Raw genomic sequence first — 21,585 nt, 5'->3', positions numbered from 1 at the left:
GAGCACGCCCGCCGAGAGCACGAAGTCCGCCGCCGCGAAGTCCGCCGCGTCGAAGTCCGTCGCGACGTCCACCACGAGGAAAGAGCCGCCGCCCGTGCAGGCGCCCGCCGGAACCGGGATCGTCGTGATCGTCGGCATCGGCCCGGGTGATCCCGGGCTGCTGACCCTGCGCGCCGCGACCGAACTGGGGCGCGCCGACACGGTGATCGTGAGCCGGGTGCACTGCCCGGACGAGATCCTGGCGCACTGCCGCCCCGACACGGAGATCGTCGACGTGTCCGAGGGCGACCCGGTCAAGCTCGCCGTGCGGGCCGCCCGGCAGGGCCGCCGCGTCGTCCGACTGAAGCGCGGCGACCCCGGGCTGGCCTGCGGGCTGGCCGACGAGGGCGGCGCGCTGCACAAGGCCGGCGTCCCGTTCGAGGTGGTCCCGGGCGTGTCGTCGGTGACGGCCGTGCCGGGCTACGCCGGCATCCCGCTGACGGACGCCTCGCACCGCGAGGTCCGCGTCATCGACGCCTCCGAGGGCGGCGTCGACTGGGAACGGTTCACCGAGCCGGACGTCACCCTCGTGATCCTCGGCGTCGAGGGCGCGGTCGCCGAGGTCGCCAAGGGCCTGGTGGCGGCGGGACGTCCCGACTCCACCCCGGCCGCGATGACCAGCCTCGGCACCACCACCGACCAGGAGACCGTCGTCTCCACGCTGGGCCGGCTCGCCTCCGCCACCAAGGGCATGGAGACGCCCGCCCTGATCATCGTCGGCGACGTGGTGAACTGGCGCGACAAGCTGTCCTGGTTCGAGACGAAGCCGCTGTTCGGCTGGCGGGTCCTGGTGCCGCGGACGAAGGAGCAGGCCGCGTCGCTGTCGGACCAGCTGCGCGGGTACGGGGCCGTCCCGGACGAGGTACCGACGATCTCCGTCGAGCCGCCGCGCACCCCGCAGCAGATGGACCGCGCCGTGAAGGGCCTGGTCACCGGGCGGTACGAGTGGGTGGTGTTCACCTCCACCAACGCGGTGAAGGCCATCCGGGAGAAGTTCGTCGACTACGGCCTCGACGCCCGCGCGTTCGCCGGCCTGAAGGTCGCCGCCGTCGGTGAGCAGACCGCCGCCGCGCTGGTCGCGTTCGGGATCCAGCCCGACCTCGTCCCGTCCGGGGAGCAGTCCGGCGAGGGCCTCGCCCGCGAGTGGCCGCCCTACGACGAGGACCTCGACCCGATCAACCGGGTGCTGCTGCCGCGCGCCGACATCGCCACCGACGTGCTCATCGCCAGGCTGACCGAGCTCGGCTGGGAGTGCGAGGACGTGACCGCCTACCGGACGGTGCGGGCCGCGCCGCCGCCCGCGCCCATCCGCGAGGCGATCAAGGGCGGCGGGTTCGACGCCGTGCTGTTCACCTCGTCGTCCACGGTGAAGAACCTGATCGGGATCGCCGGCAAGCCGCACAACGTGACGGTGATCGCCGTGATCGGCCCGCAGACGGCGAAGACGGCCGAGGAGTACGGCCTGCGCGTCGACGTCATGGCCGAGAAACCGTCGGTGTCCGCCCTCGCGGAGGCGCTCGCGGAGTACGGTGCCAGGCGGAGGGCGGCCCAGATCGAGGCGGGGGACCCGCTCCGCAAGCCAAGCCAGATGCGCCGGGGGGCCCGGCGCCGGAAGTAGCTCACACAGAGGGATCATGTCTGCTCAGTTCCCCGTCGCCCGCCCGCGGCGGCTGCGCCGTACGCCCGCCCTGCGCCGGATGGTCGCCGAGACCCGGCTCCGCCCGGCCGAGCTGGTGCTGCCCATGTTCGTCAAGGAGGGCATCTCCGAGCCGCAGCCGGTCGGGTCCATGCCGGGCGTGTACCAGCACACCCGCGACAGCCTGCGCAAGGCCGCGCACGAGGCCGCCGACGCCGGCGTCGGCGGCCTCATACTGTTCGGCATCCCGGCCGAGAAGGACGGGACCGGCTCCGCCGCCGACGACCCGGACGGCATCGTCCAGCTCGCGCTGCGCGACCTGTCGTCCGACCTGGGCGACACCACCGTGATCATGACGGACCTGTGCCTGGACGAGTACACCGACCACGGGCACTGCGGCATCCTCACCCCGTCCGGCGAGATCGACAACGACGCCACGCTGGAGCGCTACGCCTCCATCGCGCTGGCGCAGGCCGAGGCGGGCTCCGCCGTCGTCGGCCCGTCCGGGATGATGGACGGCCAGGTCGGCGCGATTCGGACGGCCCTCGACACCGCCGGCCACTCCGAGACCGCGATCCTGTCGTACTCGGTGAAGTACGCCTCCGCGTACTACGGCCCGTTCCGCGAGGCCGCCGAGTGCGCCCCGCAGTTCGGCGACCGCTCCACCCACCAGCAGGATCCGGCCAACGCCGACGAGTCGCTCCGCGAGGTCTTCCTCGACATCGACGAGGGCGCGGACATGGTCATGGTGAAGCCCGCCGGCGCCTATCTCGACATCGTCCGCCGCGTCCGCGACGCCGTGGACGTCCCCGTCGTCGCCTACCAGGTGAGCGGCGAGTACGCGATGATCGAGGCCGCCGCCGAGAAGGGCTGGATCGACCGCGAGCGCACGATCATGGAGTCCCTCCTGTCCATCCGCCGCGCCGGCGCGGACATCGCCCTCACCTACTGGGCGACCGAGGTGGCCCGCCTGCTGGACTGAGGCACCTGTCCCAGGACACATCTCTCTAGTCACTTAGGGTTGTTTTCCGGGGGTTGCCGTGTCCGCGGTTCGGTCCGGCGGGCATCATCGGTAACCAGGAACTCACGGTGCGACCTGGTGCTATGGGGGGCGGAGATGCTGGCGGTCTCGGGGAGCAGACGGCAGAAGGCGGCGCGTGACCGGATGGCCGCGGCGGCGCGGGACTACGCCGATCTGGGGTGGCCCTGCTATCCCGGCGCGCATCCTCCGGCGGGCGGTGACAGGGCGTGTTCGTGCGACCGGATCGGCTGTCCGGACCCCGGCGCGCATCCGGTGTCGGCGGCCTGGGCGCATCAGGCCAGCGTGGACGCCGATGTGATCAAACGGTGGTGGTCGGAGCGTCCGCAGGCCAACATCATCCTGCCGACCGGCCGGGTCTTCGACGTGTTCGACGTCCCGGCCGCGGCCGGGACCATCGCCCTCGACCGGATCGACCGGGACGACGTTCCCGTCGGTCCGGTCGCGTCGTTCGGGGATGACCGGCACCTGTTCTTCGTCGCCACGCGCGGCGCCCCCGTCGACGAGGACGAGTGGTGGTCCTGCCACCTCGACACCTCGCCCGAGGACGTCGTCGAGACGCCGGGGATGCGGTGGCACTGCCGGGAAAGTTACGTCGTCGCGCCGCCGTCCGTCCTGCCGTCCGGGCGTGAGGCCGCCTGGCTGCGTCCGCCGTCCCGCGACCCGCTCCCGGACCCGCTGCGGCTCCTTGAGCTCCTCTCGGACGCCTGCGAGGACGCGTAGGCCCTAGCGAGGCGCCTTGACGGCGGGCTTGCGGCCCCAGTTGTCGTAGGAGCCGTGCTGCATCTGGTTGCGGCCCTTCTCCGGCCCGGCGCGGACCCAGAACTTCACCGGACGGTGGCCCGCGTCGAGCTTGATGGCGAACGCGATCTGCTGGGCGCCGGTCTCCTGCGACATCCGCGCGTACATCGGGCCGACGCCGGGGGCCTGCGCCAGCTTCGCGGCCGGGGCCTCGCCCTCGTAGATCGAACCGGACCTGGTGAGCCTGGTCGCCGCGCGCAGCAGCGCCGTCAGGTTGGCGACGGAGCCGCCCTGGCGCACCTGGTCGCCGGCCGCCGGGTAGCCGCGCCCGCCGAGCGCCGACGACCGCCACTTCTTCCCGGCGCGGATGTACAGCCGGTCCTGGACAATGACGGCCCGCACCGGTTTGCGGGCCGAGCCCGTCCCGGCGAGCGTCATCGTGAAGGACGGCGAACCGCCCTCCACCAGGCCGATCGTCCCCTTGCCGGTGACGGGGAAGCCGCAGCAGCCCGTCTGCCGGTAGCTGAACGCGGCGCCCGGCGCCCCGGCGACCGCCTGCTCGATCTGCGCGATGAGCGGTGCCGGGTTGACGCCGCCGGCCGGCAGCGTCGGCTGCGGGGTGCTGCTCTGCGCCGGGGTCGGCGTCGGCGGGTCCTTGTCGTCCTTCTTCAGCAGCACCAGCGCCGCGGCGGCCACGGCCCCGGCGACGACGAGGACGGCGATGATCGCGAAGACCCAGCGCATCCGGGACCGGCCGCGCCGCGGCCCGCCGGTGACGACCGGGTTGCGGCCGCTGCTGCGGGAGGACTTCGGCTTCGGCCTCGGCGGTTCCGGCTGCTGCGCGGCCTGCGCGGCGAGCTCGGTGAGGCGGCCGCGGCCCTGCGCCTCCCAGGACGGCCCGTAGGCGGAGACGGCGGCCTCCTCCAGGGCGGCCAGGTAGTCGGCGGCCGACTTCGGGCGGTGTGCCGGGTCCTTCGCAAGGCCCTGGTGGATCAGCGCGCGCAGCGGCCCGGGCACCTCGTCGGCCGGGATGGGCGCCTCGCGGTGCTGCCGGGCCATGTTCCGGCCCGTGTACGGGGGATGGCCGGTGAGGCACTCGTAGAAGACCGCGGTGGCGGCGTACAGGTCGGTGGCGACGGTGGCGGGCGCGCCGTCCCACAGCTCGGGCGCCGCGTACTGCGGGCCGTGCTGCGCCTCGGTGCCCGCGGGCGCCGTCGCGAAGTCGGCGAGCCGGGCGTTGCCGTCGCCGTCCATGAGGATGTTCGCCGGGCGCATCGAGCCGTGCACGATGTCGTGTTCGTGCGCCGCCGCGAGCCCGAGGAGCGTTCCGCCCAGCACCGACAGGGCCGCGAGCGGTCCTGTCGGGCCCTGCGCGGCGAGGACCCTGCGCAGGCTGACGCCCTCGATGCTCTGCATCACGATCGCCGCGCCGTCCGCGGTCTCCACGAAGTCGTAGAAGTCGACCACGTTCGGGTCCTCGAGCTGCGACAGGTTCCGGGCGGTCGCCCGGAACCGCGCCAGAAACGCCTCGTCGGCGCCGATCGCGCCGTCGAGGTACTTGATCGCAACCCGTGTGCTGGTGAGGTCGTCGACCGCCAGCACCACCCGGCCCGAGGCGCCGCCCCCCAGCTCCCGCTCGTGGGTGAAGCCCGGGACCGTCCAGCCGTCAACCACGGTGAAAGCCATCCCTCCGATGTCGTACTTGGTGGAATATCGGCCCGTACGCCGTGAGGTCAAGGCAAGTCGCCGAACTGCAACTGAGAGACTGGAAAAGTGACTGGTATCGATCACTCCCAGCAGCTGTTCGACCGTTCCGCCGCGGTGGTCCCCGGCGGCGTCAACTCGCCGGTGCGGGCGTTCGGCGCCGTCGGCGGGACGCCCCGCTTCATGGAGTCGGCGCGCGGCCCGTACCTGACGGACGCCGACGGGAACACCTACGTCGACCTGGTGTGCTCGTGGGGGCCGCTGATCCTCGGCCACGCCCATCCGGCCGTCGTGGAGGCGGTGCGGAACGCGGCGGGCCACGGCACCTCCTACGGCGCGCCGACGCGGGGCGAGGTCGAGCTCGCCGAGGAGATCGTCGCCCGGACGCCGGCGGCGATGGTCCGGCTGGTCAACTCGGGCACCGAGGCGACGATGTCGGCGATCCGGCTGGCGCGCGGGTTCACCGGCCGCACCAAGATCGTGAAGTTCGCGGGCTGCTACCACGGGCACGTCGACTCGCTGCTCGCCGCGGCCGGCTCCGGTGTCGCCACGTTCGGGCTCCCCGACACCCCGGGCGTGACCGGCGCGACCACCGCGGACACGCTGATCCTCCCCTACAACGACGTCGCGGCGGTGGAGACGGCGTTCGACGAGCACGGCAACGACATCGCCTGCGTCATCACCGAGGCGGTGCCGTGCAACATGGGCGTCGTCCCGCCGCTGGCCGGGTTCAACGCGCTGCTGAAGCGGCTCTGCGAGCGGTACGGCGCGCTGCTGGTCGTCGACGAGGTGCTCACCGGCTTCCGGGCGTCCAGGTCCGGGTGGTACGGGATCGAGGGCGTGCCGGGCGACCTGATGACGTTCGGGAAGGTGATGGGCGGCGGGCTGCCCGCCGCCGCGTTCGGCGGGCGCGCCGACATCATGGACCACCTCGCCCCCGCCGGGCCCGTCTACCAGGCAGGCACCCTGTCGGGGAACCCGCTCGCCACCGCCGCCGGGCTCGCGACGCTGCGGCACGCCACGGACGAGGTGTACGCCGCGATCGACCGGTCGGCGGAGATCGTGTCGAAGGCCGCGTCCGAAGCGCTGGAGCGGGAGGGCGTCCCGCATTCGGTGCAGAACGCCGGCAACCTGTTCTCGGTCTTCTTCAGTGAAGGGCCGGTGGGCGATTTCGCCGCCGCGCAGCGCCAGGACTCCAAGGCGTACGCCGCCTTCTTCCACGCCGCCCTGGAACACGGCGTCTACCTTCCGCCGTCCGCGTACGAGGTGTGGTTCCTGTCGTCCGCGCATGACGAGGAGGCTCTGGGCCGCGTCCTGGACGCCCTCCCGCACGCCGCCCGAGCCGCGGCCCAGGCCGCGTCCTAGAGGCGTTCCAGGGCCGTCCTAGGCGGGCAGGAACGGAACGCCTTCATCGCGGCAGAGACCGATTCGGGACGCGGAGCGTGCAGGGGAGCGCGCACCGCGGGCTCGTCGATCAGCCCTTCCTCCGCCAGGCATGCCTTGAGGACCGCCGGGGACGGTTCACCGAACAGCGCCTCGGCCATCGGCAGCAGTGCGTTGTGGAACGCCAGTGCGCGCGCCGCGTACCCGTCGCGTGTCGCTCGCGCCATCGCGGCGTAGGCGGCCGGTGCGAGGCACGCGCACGCCGCGACGCCCCCGGACGCGCCGAGCTGGAGCATGGGGTAGATGTACGCGTCGTCCCCCGACAGGATCGACTTGCCCGGGTTGGACGCCAGCATGGCGAGGGTGTCCTGGTCGATCGCGCCCGCGCAGTGCTTCATGGCGACGACGCAGTCGAGGGCGAGGATCTCCACGAGGGTGGAGGCGGACAGCTGCTTCCCCGTCCGGTACGGGACGTTGTACGGGACGAGCGGGACGTCCACGGCGGCGCCGATCGCGGTGAAGTGGTCGACGATCCCCTCGTCCGACGGCCGCAGGTAGTACGGGACGACGACGAGCAGCGCGTCCGCCAGCGGCGCGCGCTCTCGGGCCTGCCGGATCGAGTCCTCGGTGCCCATCGTCCCCGCGCCGACGGTCAGCGGTGTCCCGTGCTCGATGGAGACGGCGCGGCACACCTCCAGCACCGTCCGCTGCTCGGCGGGGCTCAGCAGGGCCGCCTCACCCGTCGTGCCCAGCGCGACCAGACCCGCCGCGCCGTTCTCCAGGCAGTGGACGGCGAGGCGTTCGAGCGACTTGGCGTCCACGTCACCCGAGCGGGTGAACGGCGTGACGAGCGACGCGTGGATTCCGTGCATGAGGTCTCACCTCGTTCGGACGGGTTCCCCGGCGACCGGGGCGATGTCGATGCGGGAGCGCAGGCGGATGCTGCCGGCGGCGACGCCCGAGATGATCAGGGCGGCGCCGGCGAGCCGCGTCGCGTCCACGTGCTCGTCCAGCAGGAGGGCCGCCGAGAGGAGCCCGAACGGCGGGACGAGCAGCGAGTACATGGCGACCGTGCTCGCCTCGTACCGGCGCATCAGCCAGCCCCAGGCGCCGAAGCAGAACAGCGTGGAGACGTAGGCGATGAACGCCATCGAGCCGAGGCCGGCGAGGGACAGGTCGCGCACCGCGTCCGGCGCGGCCCCCGGCCCCTCGAAGATCAGCGACAGGGCGAGGAGCGGGAGCGGCGGCACCAGGGACATCCAGACCATGAACCCGAAGGCGTCGACCGGCTCTCCGGCGGACTGGTTCATCCGCCGCATGGCGACGTTGGCGAGCCCCCAGCTCGCCGCCGCGAGCAGGCAGATCAGGAACGCGCCGACCGGGCTGCCGCCCTCGGCCTGGGCGACGCCGAGCAGCGTGACGCCGCCGAACGCGACGACCATGCCGGCGATCTGCCGGGCACCCGGGCGCTCACGCAGCAGCAGGCCGGCGAACAGCGCCGTGAAGATCGCCTGGATCTGCAGCACGACCGACGCCAGGCCGGCGGGCATGCCCATGCTCATGCCGAGGAACAGCAGGCCGAACTGCCCCACGCCGAGCGGCAGGCCGACCAGCAGGAGCCAGCGGGCGGCGACCGGCGGCCGGCGGACGAAGAAGACCGCGGGCACTGCCGCGGCCGTGAACCGCAGGGCGGCCATCAGCAGCGGCGGGAGGTCGTCCAGGGCCACCTTGATCGGGACGAAGTTGAAACCCCACAGCGCGGCGATCAGGGTGGCCAGCAGGACGTGGCGCGATCTCATGTCTCGATCGTGAGGAAACTCTCGCTTTAGGACAAGCGAGAACTTCTTGACACCTCGTTTTAGTATTGCTTCATGCTTGATCTGGAACGGCTGCGCGCCCTGCACTCCGTCGCGACCTACGGCTCGGTCAGCGCCGCCGCGGACGTGCTCCACGTCACCACCTCGGCCGTCTCCCAGCAACTCGCCAAGCTGGAGCGGGAGACCGGCCAGAAGCTCCTCGAACGCAACGGCCGCGGCGTCCGCCTCACCGACGCCGCCGAACTGCTCGTCGCGCACGCGGAGCGGATCCTGTCGCTCGTCGAGCAGGCGCAGGCCGACCTGGAGGCGCACCGCGGCTCCGTCGTCGGCCGGCTCACCGTCGCGGCGTTCCCCACCGCGATCCGCGGGCTGATGCCCGCCGGGCTGCGCGCGCTCCGCACCGACCATCCCGACCTGCGCGTCCTGCTCCGCGAGGAGGACCCGATGCGCAGCATGCCGCTCGTGCTGCGCGGCGACTACGACATGGCCGTCGTCCAGGACTGGAACAACGAGCCGCTCCCGCTCCCCGAAGGCCTGCACAAGGGCGTCATCTGCGACGACGTCGCGGACGTGGCGCTGCCGTCGGGGCACGATCTGGCCGGACGCGACACGATCGACCTCAAGGAGCTGGCCGGCGACCCGTGGATCAGCTCCTCACCCGACAGCATCTGCTGCGACTGGCTCATGCGGACGCTCCGCGCCATCGACAGCGAACCCAGGATCGACCACATGGCCTACGAGTTCGCCACGCAGCTGTCCCTGGTGGCCGCCGGGCTCGGCAACGTGATCCTGCCCCGCCTCGGCCGCTGCGACGTCCCGCCCGGCGTCGCGATCGTCCCGCTGTCGGCCCCGCTGTCGCGCCGCGTCTACGCGGTGTGGCGGGAGGAGGCGGCCCGCCGCCCCGCGATCCGCGCCGTGGTCACCGCGCTGCGCTCCGCCGTCCCGGCGGGTGCTCAGGCGCTTGCGGGCGTGCCCGGCTGACCCGTCCGAACCGCCCGCCGGAAACGACCGTCATATCGGTCGGTTTTCGTGATCGGAATGTGGCGGAGGGTACGTGGACGACGCGTGGCGGGTCGACGGATTCGCGGAGGTGCGGGAGCTCGGCGCGGGCGCCCAGGGACGGGTGGTGCTCGCCCGGCACGAGGCGTCCGGGACGCCCGTCGCGATCAAGTACCTGGCCGCGCGGGCGGACGAGGACGACCGGGAGCGGCTGCGGCACGAGGCCCGGATGCTCGGCCAGGCGGACAGCCCGCACGTGGCGCGGCTCTTCCAGCTCGTCGAGGGGCCGGACACCGCCGCGATCATCATGGAGGCCGTCGACGGGGTCTCCCTCAAGGAACTGCTGGAACGGCACGGGGCGCTCGCCCCCGAGGCGGCGCTGACCGTCCTCAAGGGCTCCCTGCTGGGCCTCGCGGCCGCGCACGGGGTCGGCGTCGTCCACCGCGACTACAAGCCCGCGAACGTCGTCGTCCCGGCGGACGGGCGCAGCCGCCTCGTCGACTTCGGCATCGCCACCCCGGCCGGGCAGGAGGCGGGCGGCGCCGGCACCCCCTACTACATGGCGCCGGAGCAATGGAGCCGGCACGTCCCGACGCCCGCGTCCGACGTGTACGCGGCCACGTGCGTGTTCGTGGAGTGCGTCAGTGGACGGCGGCCGTACACCGGGGGCCGGGTGGAGCTGATGCGGGCCCATCTGACCGGCGCGGTGCCGGTCGAGGCGGTGCCCGAGCCGCTGCGTCCGCTCGTCCTGCGCGGCATGGCCAAGGCGGTGGAGGACCGTCCGGACGGCGCCGCGGCGTTCGTGGAGGATCTTGAGCGCGTCGCCGGCGAAGCCTACGGCCAGGAGTGGGAGTCGCGGGGCGTCAGGGCCCTGTCCGCTTCCGCCGTCGCCCTGGCCGCGCTGTTCCCGCTCGCCGCCTGGATGATGCCCGGCGTGGCGGGCACCGCCTCCGTCGCGGGGACGGCGGCGGGCGTGACCGGCACGGCGTCCGCGGCCGGGCAGGCGGCCGGGCACGTCGCCGGGCACGCGGCCGGGGCGGGGAAGCTCGCCGGGGCCTCCGCCGTGAAGGCGTTCCTCGGCAGCGGTGCGGGCATGACGGCCGCCGCGGTCGGGACGGTCGTGGTCGTCGGGGCCGGCGCCGTCGCCGTCCAGGAGGTCACCAAGAAGGACCCCGCGCCGAGGCCGAGCGTCGCGGTCAGGACCGTGGCGGACGTGCGGACGTGCCCCGCCACCGGCCCGGCCGGCGAGGTCCTGACGACACCGGCCGGGCCCGCGAAGGTGACGCTCCCGGCGCAGGTGAGACTGCCGAAGGACACGACCGTGTACCGGACGGGCGAGGGACTGGTGATCGGTCCCTCGAACGTCCGGTGCGAGTCCTCGATGGGGGCGAACGGGGGCGGCACCACGATCGGCGATTTCCGGACGGCGCGGGTCGTGCAGTTCTGGCAGGGGTCGGTCGGCGGGATCAGAACCCAGCTCTGCGAGTACTTCCCGGACTCGCCCCAGGCGCAGAAGGAACGCGCGGAGGGCAACGAGTGCACGTCCACGGTGTCGTCCCGGCAGGCGCTGCCGACCGGGGTGCCCGGAATCCAGGCGGTCCTCACGCGCGGGCCGGCGACCGACGACCTGCCGCCGTCGCCCGCGGTCCAGGCGCAGGTGGTCGTCCTGACGTCGCGTGGGCTGGCGTGGCCCCTCACCTGCACGGCTCCCCTGTCCCACGCCGACATCTGCAACGCCGCGCTGACCTACTGGTTCGTCCAGGGACTGGGGAACGCCAAGCCCGCCAAGGCCGACCTCGACCGGGCCGCCGAGCGCATCGCGGCATACGTCGCGTCCACCCGCATATGACCGCCCCGGGGCAGCGACCGGAGGGCACGCCCGGTGGACGGGACGACCGGGCCGCGCGGGTAATCTGACCGCGATGACTGACACGACTACCGTTCACCTGCTGCGGCACGGTGAGGTGCACAATCCCGAAGGCATCCTTTACGGGCGGCTTCCCGGCTATCGCCTCAGCGAGGACGGCGTCCTCATGGCGAAGGCCGCCGCCAAGTGGTTCGCCGAGCGGGACGTCACCGCACTGTTCTCGTCGCCGATGCAGCGGGCGCTGGAGACGGCCGCGCCGCTCGCGGACGCGCTGGACCTGCCCGTGACGGTGGACGACCGGCTGATCGAGGCGGGCAACCACTTCGAGGGGCTGACGTTCGGGGCCGGGGCCGGCTCGCTGCGCCGTCCAGAGCACTGGCGGCATCTGGTCAATCCGTTCCGGCCGTCGTGGGGCGAGCCCTACAGGGAACTCGCCGCCCGGATGCGCGCGGCCGTGATCAGGGCGCGCGAGGCGGCGCGCGGACACGAGGCCGTGTGCGTCAGCCACCAGCTGCCGATCTGGATCCTGCGGAGGCACGCCGAGCACCGCCGGCTCTGGCACCACCCGAGCCACCGGGAGTGCTCGCTGGCCAGCCTCACGAGCCTGACGTTCGAGGGTCATCGGCTGGTCGAGGTCGCCTACTGCGAGCCCGCCGCCGGGATCGCGAAGGGACCCAGTGTCGCGGGCGCCTGACCGCACCGCTAAGTTGTACTACGTCCCGTAGTAGTAGGAGGAGGGGCACGTGAACCCCCGCCGAATCGCCCTGCCCCGAGCTCGCGCCACCGCCGCCGTCACCGCGGCCGTCGCGCTCGGCGGGCTGCTGGCCGGCTGTGCCGGGACGAACGCCTCCGGGAGCGGCCCCGACGGCGGCGACAACCGCTTCATCTCCGGCGACGGGAACGTGACGCAGTACGGGCCGGCCGACCGCAAGACCGTCCAGAACGTGACCGGGGAGCGGCTCGACGGCAAGGCGTTCAAGCTCGCCGACTTCAAGGGCAAGGTCGTCGTCGTCAACTTCTGGGCGTCGTGGTGCGCGCCCTGCCGCGGCGAGGCTCCGTCCCTTGAGCACGTCTACGACGAGAACAAGGCGCAGGGGGTCGAGTTCCTCGGCGTCAACTTCAAGGACTCCAAGGCCAACGCGCAGGCGTTCGAGCGCAAGCTCAAGGTCGGCTACCCGAGCCTGTTCGACGCGGACGGCCAGGTGACGCTGGCGTTCCGGGAGGTCCCGCCGAGTGCGATCCCGAGCACGCTCGTCCTCGACCGGCAGGGCCGCGTCGCCGCCCGCGTCATCGGCGCGACGACGTACTCCAAGCTGAACCCCCTGGTCGCCAAGGTCCGCGCGGAAAAGTGAGCACGTCGCGGAGGAACGCCTGCCCGCCGCCGAGCGGAGCGACGCCATGAGCACGGTCGGCGAGACGGTCGTGAGCGGGTCGCTCGTGGCGGCGGCGCCGCTGGCGGCCCTCGCCGGGCTCGTCTCGTTCGCCTCGCCGTGCGTCCTGCCGCTGGTTCCCGGCTACCTGTCGTACGTGACGGGCATGACCGGCGTCGACCTCGCCGAGCAGCGGCGCGGACGGCTCCTCGCCGGCGTGCTGCTGTTCGTCGCGGGCTTCAGCGCCGTGTTCGTCAGCTACGGGGTCGTCTTCGGCGGCCTCGGCCGGTGGCTGCTGGAGTACCAGGACACGATCACCCGCGTCCTCGGCGTCGTCACGATCGTGTTCGGTCTCGCGTTCATGGGGTTCGTCCCGGGCTTGCAGCGGACGCTGAAGTCGGGGCGCCTCCCGGCGGCCGGGCTCGCCGGGGCGCCGCTCCTCGGGGTCTTGTTCGGGCTTGGCTGGACGCCGTGCATCGGCCCGACGCTCGGGGCCGTGCAGGGGCTCGCCATCACCGAGGCGAGCGCCGGGCGGGGCGCACTGCTCTCACTGGCGTACTGTGCGGGTCTCGGACTGCCGTTCGTGGCCACCGCGATCGCCTACCGGCGGGCGCTCGGCGCGTTCGGCGCCGTGAAGCGCCACTACCCCCTGGTCATGCGGATCGGCGGGGGGATGCTCGTCCTCATCGGGGTGCTGCTCGTGAGCGGCCTGTGGGGTGACCTGACCATCGAGCTGAGGTCGTGGATCAGCGGCTTCGAACCGGTGATTTGAGATGACTACCGACCACGTCAAGGAATCCGGCACCGAGGCGCCCGCCGCGCGGCAGGCGCCCGAGGAGGTGCCGCGCCCCAGGGGCATCGGCCCGCTCGGCTGGCTGCGCTGGGGCTGGCGGCAGCTCACCACGATGCGGACCGCGCTGGTCCTGCTGTTCCTGGTGGCGCTCGGCGCGGTGCCGGGGTCGATCCTGCCGCAGCGCGGACAGGCCCCCGAGAAGGTCGCGGCCTATCTGGACGAGCACAAGACGCTCGGGCCGTGGCTGGACAAGCTCTCGATGTTCGACGTGTTCGCCGCGCCCTGGTTCGCGGCGATCTACATCCTGCTGTTCGTCTCGCTGGCCGGCTGCGTCGTCCCGCGCGCGGTCAAGCACTACCGGTCGATGCGGGCCCGGCCGCCGGCGGCGCCCCGCAACCTCGGCCGGCTGCCGCAGTCCGCGACGTACGAGACGGACACGGCCGCGGACGACGTCCTCGCCGAGGCCCGCAAGCTCCTGCGCGGACGCCGGTTCCGGGTGGACGTCGCCGACGGCGCCGCGTCCGCCGAGAAGGGCTACCTGGGCGAGACGGGCAACCTGCTCTTCCACCTGGCGTTGCTGGCACTGCTGTTCGCCCTCGGCCTGGGCAACCTGTTCGGCTACCGGGGCGATGTGCTTCTGACCGAAGACAAGACGTTCGCCAACTCGCTCAGCCAGTACGACCAGTTCACGCCGGGACGTGCCTTCAAGGGCGGCGAGCTCGCCCCGTTCACGGTCACGCTGGACGACTTCAAGGCGGCGTACGAGACCAAGGGCGACAAGCGCGGCCAGGCGACCTCGTTCGACGGCCACATCCGCTACCGGGCCACCCCGGGCGGCAAGGAGAAGCCCTACGACCTGCGGATCAACCATCCGCTGAAGGTCGGCGGCGCGAAGGTGTACCTGCTCGGCCACGGCTACGCGCCGGTGTTCACCGTGCGGGACGCCAAGGGCAACATCGCGTTCCAGGACTCGGTGCCCTTTCTGGAGATGGAGCCGCGGAACATGACGTCCGAGGGCGTCATCAAGGTTCCGGACGCGGAGCCCGACCAGCTCGCCTTCTACGCGATCCTGTGGCCGACCGCCGTCGCCAGCGAGGACGGCAAGCAGATCGTCTCGGCGTTCCCCGCGCCGATCCGCCCGGTCGTCACGATCTCCTCGTTCAAGGGCGACATCGGCCTGGACTCCGGAGCCCCCCAGTCGGTCTACAAGCTGGAGGGCATCGGCAAGACCCTGCAGCCGATCAAGGGCGGGCAGAAGCTGCTGGAGCCGGGGGAGACGTTCCAGCTGCCCGGCGGCGCCGGCTCGGTCAGGTTCGACGGGCTCAAGGAGTACATGACCATGTCGGTCAACCACGACCCGGGACGCATCCCCGCGCTGATCGCGGCGGTCCTCGCGGTGCTGGGCGTGGCGACCTCGTTCATGGTCCGGCGGCGCAGGGTGTGGGTCCGTGCGAGCGCCGGAGAGGGCGGGCGTACGGTGGTGGAGGTCGGCGGCCTCACACTGGGGAACCCGACCTCGGAGTTCGACGACATCGTGGCCGCGCTGCGCGGACCGGAGGACGGGCCCGGATCCGAGCCCGGTGAGACCGAGCCCCCGACCGATCGGGATTCCGGGTCGGCCGACGAACCTAAGGAGTGACGAGGTGAGCAACGCCGACCTCGCGAACCTGAGCGACAAGCTCATGCTGACCACCGTGGTGATGTACATCGTCGCGCTGGTCGCCTACGCCGCCGACCTGGGCTTCGGCCGCAGCCGCGGGGCGGCGGAGACCGTCGCCGCGAAGGCGGACGCGAAGGTGCTGGTGGGCGCCGCCGGGGCCGGGACCGCGGACGGCGCCGCCGCGAAGGACGACGTCCCCGCCACCGCGCAGGACGTGTCGGACGAGCGGGCCCGGGTCGACTGGATCCGGCTCGCCGTCCTGCTGAACGTGCTCGGCTGGGGCGCGCACCTCGGCGTCCTGGTGACCCGCGGGCTGGCCGCGAACCGGTGGCCGTGGGGGAACATGTACGAGTTCCTCACCGCCATCTCCTTCGCCGCCGTCACCGCGTTCATCGTCGTGATGCTCCGCTACAAGGCGCGGTTCCTCGGCGCGTTCGTCATGGCCGCCGCGGTCATCGCGCTGGGGGTCGCCAACATCTGGCTGTACGACTCGGTGGGCCCGGTCAGCCCGGCGCTGAACTCCTACTGGATCGCCATCCACGTCACCGCCGCGATCACCGCGACCGGCTCGTTCACCGTCGCGGGCGCCGCCACGATCCTGTACCTGGTGAAGGAGCGGGCCGAGTCGCGCGGAAAGGTCGCGGCGGACGGCGTGCTGTCCCGCATCCCGTCGGTGGAGAGCCTCGACCGCCTGTCGATGCGGGTCACGATGTTCGCGTTCCCGATCTGGACGGCCGCGATCATCATGGGCGCCATCTGGGCCGACCAGGCGTGGGGCCGCTACTGGGGCTGGGACCCGAAGGAGATCTGGTCCTTCGTCACCTGGATCGTCTACGCCGCGTACCTGCACGCCCGCGCCACCGCCGGCTGGAAGGGCCGCAAGGCCGCGATCCTGTCGCTGCTCGCCTTCGCCGCGCTGCTCTTCAACTTCTTCGGCGTGAACTACATGTTCTCCGGCCTGCACTCCTACGCCTGACGGAGGCCGGACCGCCGGCGGCCCGTGACTCCCGGGGATGACGGCATGTCGGGTTCCGGCTTACCCTGCCTCCGGGACCCGGTCCAGCGGCGAGCGCCGCTCGATACCCCCGCGGGTCCCGCTGACAGAGGAGCCCGATGCGCTTCAAAGGCGTGCACCGCAAACCCCGGGAGCCGAGATCCCGGGAGGCGTTCCGCGGCGGCCGGGTCCGCGCGGTCGGGGACGAGGTGTCGTACGCCCCGTCCCCGCCCGACTCGGGGCAGGTGCGGCCGCGCAGCAACCAGCCGCGCGACCGGTTCGGCCGGTTCCGCAAGGCGGGTCGCGACGACGACTACGCGCTCCGCCCGGACCGCCAGGGCGACGCCCCGGTCGACACCGCGGGCGGCCCGCGCGGGCTCACCGGCCGGTTCGGGCGGCGCGCTAAGCCGCGGGCGGGCGACTACTCGTGGCGCGACTTCGAGCTCGACGACGACCGGCTGCGCGTGGAGCCGTACCCGCCGGGCATGCCGCACGCCGCCGACGGCCGCCGGAACTGCGGCGTCCTGGAGAGCGTCCTCTACCGGCAGTGGGACGTCCGGGAGGGCCCGCCGACACCCGAGGTGATCGGCGCGGTGGACAGCCTGGCGTCGCTGCCCGAGCCGCTGAAGGAGAAGCTCGCGAGCGGGCTCGACGGCATCTACGTCGGGCCCGGCGGCGTCCCGCAGCTGGACGACATGGGCCACCTGCGCGACCGTCCGCTGCCCTCGGGCCGCGCCACCTGGGACATCTGCGCCGGCGCCTACGGCGACCGCAAGATCGTCGTGGGGGACCGGCCGTCCCCGACCCCGGACGTGATGCTGCACGAGGTCGGCCACGCGCTCGACGACATCGACGGCGACGACGGCGAGTGGACGTCCGACAGCCCCGCCTTCCGGAAGCTGTACGAGGAGTGCCGTCCGCACCTCGCGAGCGAGTTCCACAAGCAGCCGGACGCGCTCGGCCGCCGCGAGTTCTTCGCCGACGCGTTCGCCGCGATCTCGTCCCGGCAGCGTCCGGCGCTGGTGGATATGCTCGCCGGCGACATCCGGCAGGCCCTTGAGGTCATGCTCTTCTTCAACCGCAGGTACGGGATCTAGGACACCGTGATGGCAGGACGCGCGGCGACAGACGGCGAAGGTGGACGACGATGCACGTGATCCGGCTCCCCGACGGCACGCTCCTCGTTCCGCACAGCGTTCTCTCCGACGCCGGCGAGTCCGGGCCCGAGGCGCGCGGCGAACGGATCATCGCCGACGCGTACGTCGAGATCGGGCCGGACGACCCGGACTACGAGCGGCTTCTCCCCGGGTCGGTCACCGCGGAGGAAATGGAGGCCGCGCGGCGCCGCTGGCGGGACGAGGACGCGGAGCTCGCGCGCCTGTTCGAGGAATGGGAGGCGGGTAACGCCCAAGAGGAGTGAGCGGGAAGGAGCGAGACCGCGGGGCGTGGGAGGAGACGCCCCGGCCGCCCGGGCGAGGACTGCCTTCGGCGCGGCGGTCCGGGCGGCTCAGGGGCCTGCTAGCGGGCCGAATGCTCGGCGACGGGCTCCTCGCCGCGCAGCAGCGCGTGCACCTCGGACTCGCGGAAGCGCCGGTGGCCTCCCGGAGTGCGGATGCTGCTGATCCGGCCCGCGGCGGCCCACCGGGTGACCGTCTTCGGGTCGACCCGGAAGAGGGCGGCGACCTCCCCTGGGGTCAGCAGGCGCTCGCTCGTGCTCTCCACGTTTTCTCTCCCCCTTTGTCCCGCTCTCGGCGCGGGTGGACTGTTTAACAGTGTGGCGGGTCAAGACCGATTTCTCCCTTGTTTTCGCAAAAGATCACCGACGGTAATTCGCCGAGCTGGAGCGATGACGGACGGTGATCGCGGCATCGGTCACTGTGATCACGCTGACCCCGTTTGACCTGCCATGTCACGCCTGGAAGGCCCCTGCGGACCGCCGCTCGAAGTAGTCTCCGACCATGTCCGATCTTGTTTCGCTGCCGGAGATCGAGCGGGCCGCCGAGCGCATCGCGGGCGTCGCCGTCCGGACGCCGCTCGTCCCGTTCCCGCGCGACCCCGCCCCCGCCGGAGCCGGCGGGCCGGCGCTGCTGGTGAAGGCCGAGTCGCTGCAGCCGATCGGCGCCTTCAAACTGCGCGGCGCGTACTCCGCCATCTCGTCCCTCGACCCGGAGGAGCGTGCGCGCGGCGTGGTGACGCACTCCAGCGGCAACCACGCGCAGGCCGTCGCCTACGCGGCCCGCGCCCTCGGCACCAAGGCCGTCCTGGTCATGCCGCACACCACCCCGGGCGTGAAGGTCGACGCGTGCATCGCGCTCGGCGCCGAGGTCGTCTACGTCGAGCCGACCTCGCGGGCCCGGGCCGAGACCGCGGGCAAGCTCGCCGCCGCGCACGGCTTCACGATGATCCCGCCCTACGACGACGCGCGGATCATCGCGGGCCAGGGCACCACCGGAATGGAGATCGTCCAGGACCGCCCGGACGTGGACGTCGTGCTCGTCCCGGTCAGCGGCGGCGGCCTCATCGCCGGTGTCTCCGCCGCGGTCAAGGCGCTGCGCCCGGAGGCGAAGGTGATCGGCGTCGAGCCGGAGCTCGCCGCGGACGCCCGCGACTCGATGGCCGCCGGACGCCCCGTCTCCTGGGGAGCGGAGGAGACCGGCCGCACCATCGCCGACGCCCTGCGCGTCCAGCAGGTCGGCGACCTGCCGTTCGCGCACATGCGCGCACACGTGGACGGCATCGTCACCGTCACCGAGGACGAGATCCGCCGGACCATGCGCCGCCTCGCCCGGGAGGCCCGGCTCATCGCCGAACCGGCCGGCGCCGTCGCCACCGCCGCCTACCTCCACCACCGCGCGGAACTCCCCGAGGGCCGCACCTACGTCTCGATCCTCTCCGGCGGCAACGTGGACCCGGCCCTCTTCCTGGACGTGCTGCGTTAGCCCGGGAGGCGACCCCGCGGAGAGATCGTTGACGTGCGGGGTTAGGCTCGGGGGGTCATGCGTTCCGTCATTCTCTACACCGCCGCGCGCCTCACGATCTTCGCGGCGACCGCGGGCGTGCTCGCGCTCTTCGGGGCCCGCGGGTTCCTGCTTCTGCTGCTCGCCCTGCTGATCAGCGGGATCGTCAGCTACGTTCTGCTGTCCGGGCAGCGTGACCGGATGTCCGCCGTGGTCGTCCGGGGCGTCCGCGCCCAGCGGGAGAGGTTCGAGAAGTCGGTCAGCAAAGAAGACGGGGTGCGTCCCCGCACGGACTGACCCGCGAGCCCGCGCGTCCGGGGCTCCCCGCTTGCTTCTAGGGTGGGGTCATGACCCGCGCTTCACTCGACAAGCAGCCCGCCGACGTCGCGGCGATGTTCGACGGCACCGCCGAGCGGTACGACCTGCTGAACACGCTGATGACCGGTGGTCAGGACCGGCGGTGGCGGCGGGAGGTCGTCCGGGCGCTGGAGGCCAGGCCGGGTGAGCGGATCCTCGATCTCGCGGCCGGGACCGGAACCTCGTCGGTCCCGTTCGCCGAGGCCGGCGCCGACACGGTGGCGTGCGACTTCTCGCTCGGCATGCTGCGCGTCGGGGTGCGGCGGCAGACGGGCGTCCGAGGGCTGAGGTTCGTGGCGGGGGACGCGCTGCGCCTCCCCTTCGCGGACGGCTCGTTCGACGCCGTCACGATCTCGTTCGGGCTCCGCAACGTCGCCGACACCGGCCGTGCCCTGCGTGAGCTGCGCAGGGTCGCGAGGCCCGGCGGGCGGCTGCTGGTCTGCGAGGTGAGCCACCCCCCGAACGCGCTACTGGCGCTCGGCCACAAGGCGCATCTCCGGTACGGGCTGCCGCTGCTGGCGCGGGTCAGCTCCAATCCCGGCTCCTACCGGTACCTGGCCGAGTCGACGCTGGCCTGGCCCGACCAGGCGGCGCTGGCGCGGCTGATCCAGGAAGCGGGCTGGGGCGATGTGCGCTGGCGCGATCTCACGTTCGGGGTGGCCGCGATGCACCGCGCAGTCAACCCCGGCTGACATTCCGCGGCCGGTGGGTTCGGACCGGTCCAAACTTGGACCACCCCAGAAGTACCCACCAGTCGTGATAAAGGAATAGACTCCCCACCGGATCCTTGTGAAGTACTTCACAAGCGAACGAGCGAAGAGGACCACCGTGACCGACTCCACCCGACACGCGGACGTCATCGTCGTCGGGGCAGGCCCCGCCGGATCGTCGACCGCCTACTGGCTCGCGCAGGCCGGCCTGGACGTCTTCCTGCTGGAGAAGGCCACCTTCCCGCGCGACAAGATCTGCGGCGACGGTCTCACCCCCCGGGCCGTCCGCGCCCTCATCGGCATGGGCGTCGACATCAACGACCCGGGCTGGGGGCGCAACAAGGGGCTGCGCATCTACGGCGGCGGCGTGAAGGTCGAGCTGCCCTGGCCGGAGCTCGCCTCGTTCCCCGACTTCGGGCTCGTCCGCAAGCGCACCGACCTCGACCAGCTGCTCGCCGAGCACGCCGCCAAGGCCGGCGCGCAGCTGCTCCAGGGATGCACGGTGACCGGCCCGATCGTGGACGAGCGCACCGACCGCATCATCGGCGTGACCGCCGACTACGAGGGCGGCGAGATCGAGTTCCGCGCCCCGCTGGTCGTCGCGGCCGACGGCAACTCCACCAGGCTGTCGCTCGCCATGGGGCTGCGGCGGCGTGAGGACCGGCCGATGGGCGTCGCGGTCCGCCGCTACTTCCAGACCCCGCGCCACGACGACGACTTCATGGAGGCGTGGCTGGAGCTGTGGGACGGTCAGCGCCTGCTGCCCGGCTACGGCTGGGTGTTCGGCGTCGGCGACGGGACGTCCAACGTCGGGCTCGGCCTGCTCAACACCAGCAAGGCGTTCCAGAACGTCGACTACCGGGGCATGCTGAAGCGCTGGTGCGCGCAGATGCCGGAGGACTGGCAGTTCGACGAGGAGCACGCGACCTCCAGGATCCGCGGCGCGGCGCTGCCGATGGGCTTCAACCGGCAGCCGCACTACACCCGCGGGATGCTGCTCGTCGGCGACGCCGGCGGCATGATCAACCCGTTCAACGGGGAGGGCATCGACTACGCGCTGGAGTCCGGCCGGCTGGCCGCCGACATCATGGTGCAGGCGCTGGCCCGCCGCACCCCGGCGCAGCGCGAGCGGACGCTGTACGAGTACCCGCGCATCCTGAAGGACGAGCACGGCGGCTACTTCACCCTCGCCCGCGTGTTCGTCCAGGCGATCGGCGACCCGCGGGTCATGAAGTTCCTTACCGCGCACGGCCTGCCGCACCCGACGCTGATGCGGTTCACGCTGAAGCTGCTCGCGAACCTGACCGACCCGAAGGGCGGGGACGCGATGGACCGGGTCATCAACGCGATGCAGAAGGTGGCGCCGACGGCATGAGACACCACCCTCTGAATTTCAAGCTTCCGCTGGTGAGCGGACTAAAGTGCAGTACCCGACCCCCTGAGGGGAGCTCTATTGATCACCTTGGTTAGGGTGGCGGGTCGCGGACGGCCCGTCCCGTACAACGTCGTACGTCCCGAG

The 21,585-nt window shown here is 72.4% G+C and carries 21 protein-coding genes; 17 read left to right on the top strand and 4 right to left on the bottom strand.

What is annotated here, in order from left to right; translation table 11 throughout:
* Positions 1–94 precede the first annotated feature (94 nt).
* The 3 genes from ACQPXG_RS42850 (at position 95) to ACQPXG_RS42840 (ending at position 3,437) form a co-directional block, all read left to right on the top strand.
* Positions 95–1,657 carry a uroporphyrinogen-III synthase gene (locus ACQPXG_RS42850; RefSeq protein ID WP_433470153.1) on the top strand — a complete coding sequence of 521 codons (1,563 nt, stop codon included), beginning with the start codon at positions 95–97 and terminating at the stop codon, positions 1,655–1,657.
* 16 nt (positions 1,658–1,673) lie between these two features.
* On the top strand, positions 1,674–2,657 hold the full coding sequence (gene hemB / locus ACQPXG_RS42845; protein ID WP_433464864.1) for a porphobilinogen synthase: 984 nt from the start codon (positions 1,674–1,676) through the stop codon (positions 2,655–2,657).
* 135 nt (positions 2,658–2,792) lie between these two features.
* The gene (locus ACQPXG_RS42840) at positions 2,793–3,437 is read left to right on the top strand and encodes a bifunctional DNA primase/polymerase (protein WP_433464863.1); all 645 of its coding nucleotides are present in this window, start codon (positions 2,793–2,795) and stop codon (positions 3,435–3,437) included.
* 3 nt (positions 3,438–3,440) lie between these two features.
* Here the strand turns inward: ACQPXG_RS42840 and ACQPXG_RS42835 are convergent, their stop codons facing one another.
* Positions 3,441–5,141, bottom strand: a complete 1,701-nt coding sequence (locus tag ACQPXG_RS42835) for a serine/threonine-protein kinase (RefSeq protein WP_433464862.1) — start codon at positions 5,139–5,141, stop codon at positions 3,441–3,443.
* Between the two features lie 87 nt (positions 5,142–5,228).
* Between ACQPXG_RS42835 and hemL the strand changes: the two genes are divergently transcribed.
* Positions 5,229–6,524: a glutamate-1-semialdehyde 2,1-aminomutase gene (gene hemL / locus ACQPXG_RS42830; protein ID WP_433464861.1), complete on the top strand. Its 1,296-nt coding sequence runs from the start codon at positions 5,229–5,231 to the stop codon at positions 6,522–6,524.
* On the opposite strand, the gene ACQPXG_RS42825 is transcribed toward hemL, so the two are convergent.
* A complete protein-coding gene (locus ACQPXG_RS42825; protein WP_433464860.1) occupies positions 6,521–7,414 on the bottom strand; it encodes a dihydrodipicolinate synthase family protein in 894 nt (297 codons plus the stop codon). The genes hemL and ACQPXG_RS42825 overlap by 4 nt on opposite strands.
* Positions 7,415–7,420: 6 nt before the next feature.
* On the bottom strand, positions 7,421–8,341 hold the full coding sequence (locus ACQPXG_RS42820) for an EamA family transporter (RefSeq protein ID WP_433464859.1): 921 nt from the start codon (positions 8,339–8,341) through the stop codon (positions 7,421–7,423).
* 72 nt (positions 8,342–8,413) lie between these two features.
* On the opposite strand from ACQPXG_RS42820, the gene ACQPXG_RS42815 reads away from it, so the two are divergent.
* From ACQPXG_RS42815 to ACQPXG_RS42775, 9 genes are all read left to right on the top strand, one after another.
* Positions 8,414–9,340: a LysR substrate-binding domain-containing protein gene (locus tag ACQPXG_RS42815; RefSeq protein ID WP_433464858.1), complete on the top strand. Its 927-nt coding sequence runs from the start codon at positions 8,414–8,416 to the stop codon at positions 9,338–9,340.
* 73 nt (positions 9,341–9,413) lie between these two features.
* The gene (locus tag ACQPXG_RS42810) at positions 9,414–11,207 is read left to right on the top strand and encodes a serine/threonine-protein kinase (RefSeq protein ID WP_433464857.1); all 1,794 of its coding nucleotides are present in this window, start codon (positions 9,414–9,416) and stop codon (positions 11,205–11,207) included.
* Between the two features lie 73 nt (positions 11,208–11,280).
* Positions 11,281–11,919 (top strand): histidine phosphatase family protein, encoded by a 639-nt coding sequence (locus ACQPXG_RS42805; protein WP_433464856.1) that lies wholly within the window; start codon positions 11,281–11,283, stop codon positions 11,917–11,919.
* 49 nt (positions 11,920–11,968) lie between these two features.
* Positions 11,969–12,577 (top strand): TlpA family protein disulfide reductase, encoded by a 609-nt coding sequence (locus tag ACQPXG_RS42800; RefSeq protein WP_433464855.1) that lies wholly within the window; start codon positions 11,969–11,971, stop codon positions 12,575–12,577.
* A 46-nt stretch (positions 12,578–12,623) separates the two neighbouring features.
* Positions 12,624–13,367 carry a cytochrome c biogenesis CcdA family protein gene (locus ACQPXG_RS42795; RefSeq protein WP_433464854.1) on the top strand — a complete coding sequence of 248 codons (744 nt, stop codon included), beginning with the start codon at positions 12,624–12,626 and terminating at the stop codon, positions 13,365–13,367.
* Position 13,368: 1 nt separating this feature from the next.
* Positions 13,369–15,027, top strand: coding sequence for a cytochrome c biogenesis protein ResB (gene resB, locus ACQPXG_RS42790; RefSeq protein ID WP_433464853.1), 1,659 nt, complete (start codon positions 13,369–13,371; stop codon positions 15,025–15,027).
* Positions 15,028–15,031: 4 nt separating this feature from the next.
* Positions 15,032–16,024: a c-type cytochrome biogenesis protein CcsB gene (gene ccsB, locus ACQPXG_RS42785; protein ID WP_433464852.1), complete on the top strand. Its 993-nt coding sequence runs from the start codon at positions 15,032–15,034 to the stop codon at positions 16,022–16,024.
* 137 nt (positions 16,025–16,161) lie between these two features.
* Positions 16,162–17,139, top strand: a complete 978-nt coding sequence (locus ACQPXG_RS42780; RefSeq protein ID WP_433464851.1) for a hypothetical protein — start codon at positions 16,162–16,164, stop codon at positions 17,137–17,139.
* A 50-nt stretch (positions 17,140–17,189) separates the two neighbouring features.
* Complete coding sequence (locus ACQPXG_RS42775; protein ID WP_433464850.1) at positions 17,190–17,462, top strand: hypothetical protein; 273 nt, start codon at positions 17,190–17,192, stop codon at positions 17,460–17,462.
* A gap of 98 nt (positions 17,463–17,560) precedes the next feature.
* Here the strand turns inward: ACQPXG_RS42775 and ACQPXG_RS42770 are convergent, their stop codons facing one another.
* Positions 17,561–17,764: a BldC family transcriptional regulator gene (locus ACQPXG_RS42770; protein WP_021593176.1), complete on the bottom strand. Its 204-nt coding sequence runs from the start codon at positions 17,762–17,764 to the stop codon at positions 17,561–17,563.
* 236 nt (positions 17,765–18,000) lie between these two features.
* Between ACQPXG_RS42770 and ACQPXG_RS42765 the strand changes: the two genes are divergently transcribed.
* From ACQPXG_RS42765 to ACQPXG_RS42750, 4 genes are all read left to right on the top strand, one after another.
* Complete coding sequence (locus tag ACQPXG_RS42765; protein WP_433464849.1) at positions 18,001–18,981, top strand: threonine ammonia-lyase; 981 nt, start codon at positions 18,001–18,003, stop codon at positions 18,979–18,981.
* A gap of 57 nt (positions 18,982–19,038) precedes the next feature.
* On the top strand, positions 19,039–19,296 hold the full coding sequence (locus ACQPXG_RS42760; protein WP_433464848.1) for a DUF4229 domain-containing protein: 258 nt from the start codon (positions 19,039–19,041) through the stop codon (positions 19,294–19,296).
* Positions 19,297–19,346: 50 nt separating this feature from the next.
* Positions 19,347–20,048 (top strand): demethylmenaquinone methyltransferase, encoded by a 702-nt coding sequence (locus ACQPXG_RS42755; protein WP_433464847.1) that lies wholly within the window; start codon positions 19,347–19,349, stop codon positions 20,046–20,048.
* 136 nt (positions 20,049–20,184) lie between these two features.
* Positions 20,185–21,441 carry a geranylgeranyl reductase family protein gene (locus ACQPXG_RS42750; RefSeq protein WP_433464846.1) on the top strand — a complete coding sequence of 419 codons (1,257 nt, stop codon included), beginning with the start codon at positions 20,185–20,187 and terminating at the stop codon, positions 21,439–21,441.
* The last annotated feature ends 144 nt before the right edge of the window (positions 21,442–21,585 follow it).

Origin of the sequence: Spirillospora sp. CA-128828, assembly GCF_050945415.1 — a bacterium.
Taxonomy (GTDB): domain Bacteria; phylum Actinomycetota; class Actinomycetes; order Streptosporangiales; family Streptosporangiaceae; genus Spirillospora.
The sequence above is the reverse complement of the archived record's forward strand: the minus strand, read 5'-3'. Positions and strand labels throughout refer to the sequence as shown.

Excerpts from the sequence above, each read along its gene's own strand:
- hemB (WP_433464864.1), top strand. The coding sequence starts at position 1,674 with ATGTCTGCTCAGTTCCCCGTCGCCCGCCCGCGGCGGCTGCGCCGTACG.
- ACQPXG_RS42840 (WP_433464863.1), top strand. The coding sequence starts at position 2,793 with ATGCTGGCGGTCTCGGGGAGCAGACGGCAGAAGGCGGCGCGTGACCGG.
- ACQPXG_RS42835 (WP_433464862.1), bottom strand. The coding sequence starts at position 5,141 with ATGGCTTTCACCGTGGTTGACGGCTGGACGGTCCCGGGCTTCACCCAC.
- ACQPXG_RS42825 (WP_433464860.1), bottom strand. The coding sequence starts at position 7,414 with ATGCACGGAATCCACGCGTCGCTCGTCACGCCGTTCACCCGCTCGGGT.
- ACQPXG_RS42820 (WP_433464859.1), bottom strand. The coding sequence starts at position 8,341 with ATGAGATCGCGCCACGTCCTGCTGGCCACCCTGATCGCCGCGCTGTGG.
- ACQPXG_RS42815 (WP_433464858.1), top strand. The coding sequence starts at position 8,414 with ATGCTTGATCTGGAACGGCTGCGCGCCCTGCACTCCGTCGCGACCTAC.
- ACQPXG_RS42805 (WP_433464856.1), top strand. The coding sequence starts at position 11,281 with ATGACTGACACGACTACCGTTCACCTGCTGCGGCACGGTGAGGTGCAC.
- ACQPXG_RS42795 (WP_433464854.1), top strand. The coding sequence starts at position 12,624 with ATGAGCACGGTCGGCGAGACGGTCGTGAGCGGGTCGCTCGTGGCGGCG.
- resB (WP_433464853.1), top strand. The coding sequence starts at position 13,369 with ATGACTACCGACCACGTCAAGGAATCCGGCACCGAGGCGCCCGCCGCG.
- ACQPXG_RS42780 (WP_433464851.1), top strand. The coding sequence starts at position 16,162 with ATGCGCTTCAAAGGCGTGCACCGCAAACCCCGGGAGCCGAGATCCCGG.
- ACQPXG_RS42775 (WP_433464850.1), top strand. The coding sequence starts at position 17,190 with ATGCACGTGATCCGGCTCCCCGACGGCACGCTCCTCGTTCCGCACAGC.
- ACQPXG_RS42765 (WP_433464849.1), top strand. The coding sequence starts at position 18,001 with ATGTCCGATCTTGTTTCGCTGCCGGAGATCGAGCGGGCCGCCGAGCGC.
- ACQPXG_RS42760 (WP_433464848.1), top strand. The coding sequence starts at position 19,039 with ATGCGTTCCGTCATTCTCTACACCGCCGCGCGCCTCACGATCTTCGCG.
- ACQPXG_RS42755 (WP_433464847.1), top strand. The coding sequence starts at position 19,347 with ATGACCCGCGCTTCACTCGACAAGCAGCCCGCCGACGTCGCGGCGATG.